Annotated in this window: 1 protein-coding gene; it reads left to right on the top strand. The window is 67.8% G+C overall.

Translation table 11 applies throughout. The features are described from left to right. Positions 1-144: 144 nt before the first annotated feature. A partial coding sequence (locus tag FOF48_RS36190; RefSeq protein WP_255443083.1) for a condensation domain-containing protein occupies positions 145-1,433 on the top strand: 1,289 nt, incomplete at its 3' end.

The following is a 1,433-nucleotide window of genomic DNA, read 5'->3' as shown; positions in this document are numbered from 1 at the left end:
TCCCTCTTCGAAGCCCCCACCGTCGCCGCGCTCGCCGAACGCATCCTGGCCCTCACGCCAGCCTTGCGCGTGCCGCCGCCCCTCACTCGGACTTCGCATGAGGGCCTGCTGCCGCTTTCCTTCGCCCAGCAGCGTCTGTGGCTCTTGGATCAGCTGCAACCCGAGGATGCGTCCTACAACCTCCCCACCGCGCTCCAGCTCTCCGGCCACGTGGACGTGGAGGCGCTGCGCCGCACTTTCGAGGCGCTGGTCGCGCGTCACGAGTCCTTGCGCACCACCTTCGAGCAGCATCAGGGTCAGCCCTCGCAGCGCATCCACGCCCCGCGGGACTGGACGCTGCCGCTCGTGGACCTCTCCGCCCTGCCCGCCGAACAGAGGCAGGAAGCAGCGCGCCGACTGGCCGACGAGGAGATGCGTCGCCCATTCCATCTCGATAGAGGCCCACTGCTGCGCAGCACGCTGGTGCGCCTGGATGAAGCGGACCACCTGCTGTTGGTGACGATGCACCACATCGTCTCCGACGGTTGGTCCATGGGTGTCCTCGTCCGGGAGGTGGCGGCCTTCTACGAAGCCTTCACCACGGGCACGACTCCGGCGCTCGCGCCCCTCCCCGTGCAGTACGCCGACTTCGCGACGAGGCAGCGCCAGTGGCTCCAGGGTGAAACCCTGGACGCGCAGATCGATTACTGGAAGCGGCAGTTGTCAGGTGCGCCCGCCGCGCTGGAGCTACCCACCGACCACCCGCGTCCGCCCGTGCAATCGCATCGTGGCGCCACTGTGGAGGTGCGAATCCCCGCGCAGCTCGTGGAAACACTCAAGGCCCTGGCCCAGCATGAGGGCGCCACGCCCTTCATGGCGTTGCTCGCCGCCTTCCAGGTCCTCCTGTCGCGTTACTCCGCTCAGGACGACGTCAGCGTGGGCTCTCCCATCGCGGGACGCACCCAGGCGGAGACCGAAGGCCTCATCGGCTTCTTCATCAACACCCTCGTCCTGCGTGCGCAGGTCGAGCCGAAGGCGACGTTCCGCGAGCTGCTCGCACAGGTGCGCGGCACTACGCTCGCCGCCTACGAGCACCAGCACCTGCCCTTCGAGAAGCTCGTCGAAGCCGTGCAACCCACTCGTGACCTGAGCCGTAGCCCTCTCTTCCAGGCCATGTTCGTCTTGCAGAACATGCCCACCGAGGCGCTGCGTCTGCCGGGGCTGTCCTTCCAGGCACTCCCACTGGAAGCCCACTTCGCCAAGTTCGACTTGTCCCTGGGCCTGCGGGAGAACCGCGGGGAATGGATCGGCACGCTGGAGTACGCGACGGACCTCTTCGAGGCGTCGACCATCCAGCGCATGGCGGGCCACTTCGGCGTGCTGCTCGAGGCCATCGCCTCGAAGCCCGACTCCCGCCTCATGGACCTGCCTCTGCTCACCTCCCCTGAGCGCCA

Origin of the sequence: Corallococcus sp. Z5C101001 (genome assembly GCF_007352635.1) — a bacterium.
In the GTDB taxonomy this organism is placed as follows: domain Bacteria; phylum Myxococcota; class Myxococcia; order Myxococcales; family Myxococcaceae; genus Corallococcus; species Corallococcus silvisoli.
Note: the sequence above shows the minus strand (reverse complement) of the source record. Positions and strands in the feature narration are given on the sequence as shown.